This window comes from Daejeonella sp. (genome assembly GCF_044348475.1).
GTDB lineage: Bacteria > Bacteroidota > Bacteroidia > Sphingobacteriales > Sphingobacteriaceae > Daejeonella.
The window spans coordinates 1-5,134 of the sequence record NZ_JBIKSU010000111.1 but is presented as its reverse complement, the minus strand read 5'-3'; the positions used below and the strand labels follow the sequence as shown (position 1 = coordinate 5,134).

4 protein-coding genes are annotated in these 5,134 nt (G+C 39.2%); all 4 read right to left on the bottom strand.

Annotation, left to right across the window (positions count from 1 at the left end; translation table 11 throughout):
- Positions 1-28 precede the first annotated feature (28 nt).
- Complete coding sequence (locus ACIQZ6_RS11790; protein ID WP_395811339.1) at positions 29-1,297, bottom strand: amidohydrolase/deacetylase family metallohydrolase; 1,269 nt, start codon at positions 1,295-1,297, stop codon at positions 29-31.
- 24 nt (positions 1,298-1,321) lie between these two features.
- On the bottom strand, positions 1,322-2,614 hold the full coding sequence (locus ACIQZ6_RS11785; RefSeq protein WP_395811337.1) for an amidohydrolase/deacetylase family metallohydrolase: 1,293 nt from the start codon (positions 2,612-2,614) through the stop codon (positions 1,322-1,324).
- 30 nt (positions 2,615-2,644) lie between these two features.
- The gene (locus ACIQZ6_RS11780; protein ID WP_395811335.1) at positions 2,645-3,382 is read right to left on the bottom strand and encodes a carbohydrate-binding family 9-like protein; all 738 of its coding nucleotides are present in this window, start codon (positions 3,380-3,382) and stop codon (positions 2,645-2,647) included.
- A gap of 97 nt (positions 3,383-3,479) precedes the next feature.
- Positions 3,480-5,134: aminotransferase class V-fold PLP-dependent enzyme (locus tag ACIQZ6_RS11775; RefSeq protein ID WP_395811333.1), on the bottom strand; the 1,655-nt coding region annotated here is incomplete at its 5' end.

The window sequence follows — 5,134 nt, the reverse complement described above, 5'->3', positions numbered from 1 at the left end:
ATTATATTTTAACTAAAAAATCCTTTTTCTATTTTGTATAAGGCGTTGCTGCCAGGCCATTCAGATCCCAAATAATTCGACCAGCTCTTACTGTCAATTCTGCTTCAAACTTTTGATTACCTTCTAGCCGGTTACCACCAGAATCTACATAGCCATATTTACCGTTTAAAATACTTAAAACAGCAATATCGGCTACAGAACCAACACTTAAATTACCAAGGTCTTCTCTTTTAATTGATTTGGCAGGTTTCCAGCTTCCACTGGCAATGATATCAGGAATGCTCATGCCTATTGTCAAGTATTTTGACATCACGTTTAACATATTCTTCATGCCTGCATTCATGCTTGTTCTGTGTTCATCTGTACCAAAAGAATTTGGCAGAAGACCCTGTTTTAATGCAGGAATTGCCTGGTTAAACCAGAATCCAACACCTCCATGACCTACATCAAACAAAACCCCTCTATTTTGTGCCTCCAGAACAAAGGCCCTTAGTTTACCCTGTTCATCTACAATAGGCATTCGTTCTGATACGTTTTCAAAAGAGTGAGTAATGATATCACCAGAACGCATTTTTTTTAATTGATCTTCTAGAGAATACTCAGGCATATGGCATTCTACAAAAAGAGGCCTACCTGTAATTTGGGCAGCTTCAGAAGCCTTATCAAAAGGAATCCAGCTTTTACCTTTATAATGTCCGATGCGGGTACCTGCAATAAAATCAGGATATTTTTTGATGGCATCCACAGTCATTTGAACATCTAATGTATTTAAGTCGGGTTCAAATGCTGAGCCAGCACTAAAACCGGTCTCGAAAATATTGATAAAAGCTAAAACCCGGGTTAAAGAAGGATCAACCACTTTTGCCTTAAAATCAGGGAAGGTACGCCAACCGGTAGTACCCGCATCAACTACTGTGGTAATCCCAGATCTAGGCGCAAAAGCATCTGGTAACTGGCTTGACTGACCATCAGCAAAACCAGGTTTACTTCCTGCATATACGTGAGTATGTATATTGATCAATCCCGGAGATACTATCATACCGCTAACATCCAATACTTTTTTTGCTGTAGAAGAAGGTATTTCAGCTGCAATGCGATAAATCTTACCATCTTTTACAGCCACGTCCATTTTTGAATCAATACTATTTTTGGGGTCTAACAAACGTCCCCCTTTTAACAAAAGATCAATTTCTTGAGCTTGTATCAACCTAGGCACTATTAAAAATGCAAATAATACAACTAAGCGTATTTTAAATGCACAAATTTCTGAATCGGAATTACTTTGATTAGTTGTCATTATTCTTAAAATTATTTTAACATTTTACTTTTCTATCGTCCATTTCTGTCCGCTTAAGCCATTCAGATCCCATACCACTTTGCCTGCTCGAATCGTTAATTCTGCTTCTAGCTTTTTAGTTCCGGATACGGCAATTTTGCGCACATCAGTGTAGCCAAATTTTCCTTCTCTAACATTAAAAACTGCCAGATCAGCCTCGGAACCAACACTTAAATGGCCAAGGTCTGGCCGTTGAATAACCTGTGCTGGATTCCAGGTAGACCTTAAAACAACATCCTGAAAACTCATTCCCATAGCTAGAAATTTAGACATCACATTCGCCATATCCTTCATTCCGCTATTCATACTCTGATCATGTAAGTCTGAACTTATTACATTCGGATAAAAGCCCTGCTGAAATGCAGGAACGGCCTGTGCCCAAGAAAATGCACCGCCACCGTGTCCAACATCGAAAATTACTCCCCGTTTTTGTGCTTCAAAAACAAAAGGTTTTACTTTTCTTGTTTTTTCATCCACAATAGACTCTCTACCGGTACTGATTTCAGAATATGTATGGGTAAAAATATCTCCCGGACGAAGGTGTTTCAAAAATAAAGACTCAATAGAATTAGCCGGATTATGCTCTCCAAAATCAACCATTATTGGCACATTTGCAAGCTTACCTGACTCAACAGCCTTATCTACAGAAGTAAATTCACCCCAATAATGCGCAGATTTAATACCAACAAGAATAGTTGGGTATAATCTGTTGATCATGTGGGCATTCATGACTGGATTCATGTCATTTACATCTTGTTCCTGAAAACGGCCAATCATTCCATTGCCAATTACGTTGAGGAAAGCCAAGATTCGTGTTTGCGATTTATCAATGGTTTGTTCTTTAAACAATGGGAAATTCCTCCAGCCAGAAGAGCCGGCATCTACAACAGTAGTAACACCTGTTCTAAAAGAAAATGCATCAGCAGCCTGGCTGCGCGAAGAATTACCAACCGATGTACTGTATTTATCGGTACCCTGAAAAACATGAACATGCATATCGATTATCCCGGGAGTGATATAATATCCAGTTACATCAATAACCTTAGTGGCAGTTGCTATAGAAATATCTTTAGCTACACGAGCAATCCTGCCATTTGTAATTCCCACATCCATTTTGGAATCGATCTTGTTTTTGGGATCTATAAGATGCGCCCCCTTCAATAGAATATCAATTTCTTGAGCATAGGTAAATTGACCAATTATCAATAGAACAATAAATAGTGAAAATCTGGAATACAGCTTTCCAGATAGAGCATTTTTATTGAACAAAAAATTCATGTTAACTGTCATTTTTTGTGCGTACCCGTTTTACTGAAAATTTAAAACCCCGAAAAATTGAGGTAAATGAAATTGAGGCTTAGGATTTTTAACTTCATTCCATGTGATATAATGCTTATTGGAATTTATTTCTGCGATCTTATAAAAATTAGCTCTCCAAGAAACACCGGCCTTTGGACGAACCACATTGGTATATTTTTCAAGCATGTCTAATGGTATTTTAAAAGACATAGTCCAGGTAACCCGTTCGGTTATTTCTGGATCAACTACCTTTGGCAATGAGGCTGCGATCTCTATTTTTTGAATATCCTCAACTGTTGGTTTACCTTTTTTATGATGAAACAAAGGAGTTCCTCCACAATTGATCTCCAGGTTAAAGTAATTGATTGGATTATTTGCTTCAGGCGAGAAAAAGAATTCAACTGCTGAATCTTCCCACACTTTACCGTTAATCTTTTGGGTTATACTGCGAACGTAGCGATCTTTTACTCTATAGATCACATAAATAAAATTATCATCATATACCATTTTTGCCTCTGCCTGAGGTTTAAATTTGGGCATTTCACCCATATAATTTTGAATTTTAACTGATTCTATACCCTTCCAGGCAGCATCACTCCATTTATCATTCACATTCACTCCCTGAACGGCTCTTTTTACAGAGTAGGCTGAAAGTTCAGCATTAGTTGATGAATTCTGTGAATAAACCATTGGGATAAAAACTGTTAAAAGAAGAATAACAGAGGTAATTGTTCTAAATTTTTTCATTTAATTAATGGTAGTTTATTGATTTATAGTTCTAAAAATTAGCGGAAACTTTCTAAACAAAATAACCTGCTAATGCTACCACCAGCAGGGCAATTAATTACGTTGCCAAAGGTGGACCACCCGGAATCTGAATTCTTTTCCGTGCAGGTTTTGCAGCATTTCGGGTAGCAGTAAATTTAGCCGTTCTGTATTCACCCAAGTGAATGTCTCCAGACATCGTATCGCCGTTTACTGTGCCCTGGAACAAGTAATTTATGTTATCAGCAATGATTCTAATTGTACTCTCAAATTTGATTTGACTACCATCAATTGTACCGGCTAGGTTTCTAGTATCAAAATCTGCCTTATGGGAGCCTGAAAACCAGTTACCATCCTGAACGATAGTAAAGCTATGCTGACTTGTGCTACTAAAGAATTTTATACTTACATCCCAAGTACCATTCAGATTAGCTGCCGGAGCCAACATTTCAGGCTTAGCTTGACGATTCTTAGAAAGCACTTCATACAAGCGCTCTGCAATGATCTTTTCTTCTCCAGCCTGCATTTGTCCGGTAGTAATATTTACAGAAGTTATACCATCACTTTCATCTCTTGCAGCCAGAGCAATTCTTGGCTTATTTCGTCCCAGTTCTTCGGCTATTTCAAAACCAGTTACATGCAATTTTGCAGGATCCCAGCTTACTTTCAACACCGGCGACTTATTTGACAAACCAGTTGGTTCTGTGATTGTAATCTTAATTCCATCAATACCTGATATTTTCTTTGAAATAGTATCTAGCCAGGATAACCATTTTTTCCAGTCGCCGGCATGATCACGCTTTACCCAATCTTCAACAGCCGCCATCATACCAATCATTTCTTCACGCCCTACTTTATTATCTCGTCCAGGACCATGGTGCGGAGAACTTGCCTGCCATGCCGACATCAAAATAGACTTATCACCGAGCATGAGTCCGGCGCACTGCGGACCACAAATTGCCTTTCCGCCACTATATGCCACCAAGGTAGCTCCTCTTTTAAAATGAACTGGAGGAATGGTTAGGTTTTGAGCAGCAACATCGATTAAGACTGGAATATTTTTTGGCTTTGCAATTGCAGAGATAGCCTCTAGTGAAAGTGGCTGTCCAGGTTCAGATTGCGAGCCTGCAGTCAAATAGATCATTGCAGTTTTAGGGTTGATCGCCTTTTCAAGTTCTTCGGGGGTACTTACATGAATAATAGTTACGCCTATATTTCGAATACCATGATCATAGGCATTGCGGGAATACCGCGGAATGATCACTTCGGTTTTATCAAAACCGGTTAGATCAGGAATACGGATCAGCTTTTCAGGGTTACCACCTGTTACGCAAGCCGCAGTAATGTGTTTAAGCCCAGCGGCACATCCGGCAGAAACCATTCCCCATTCTGCACCGGTAAGATCTGCAAGTCGCTGTCCGATAGCATCAGCCAATTCATCATATTGCACAAAATTATGGGCTGCAGCTTCCATGGCCTCACGAACAGCTGGCCGTTCAATTGAACCACCAATGATTGTGTAAGTACCCATACAATTAATTACGGGTTCCACACCAATCCGGCGAAAAATATTTGTTTCAGCCATAAATGATGCTTCGGTCACAGGCAATATATTGACAGAATTAGCACTTGTGATGGGTGCGGCAACAACAGACTTTTGAGAAATAATACTCCCCGCTACTGGAAGTAAGGCCAGGCCTTTAATTACATTTCTGCGTTTCATAGTGAATATAT

What these genes read in the sequence shown, in the direction of transcription:
- ACIQZ6_RS11785 (WP_395811337.1), bottom strand. Translation starts at nt 2,614, where the DNA reads ATGAATTTTTTGTTCAATAAAAATGCTCTATCTGGAAAGCTGTATTCC.
- ACIQZ6_RS11780 (WP_395811335.1), bottom strand. Translation starts at nt 3,382, where the DNA reads ATGAAAAAATTTAGAACAATTACCTCTGTTATTCTTCTTTTAACAGTT.
- ACIQZ6_RS11790 (WP_395811339.1), bottom strand. Translation starts at nt 1,297, where the DNA reads ATGACAACTAATCAAAGTAATTCCGATTCAGAAATTTGTGCATTTAAA.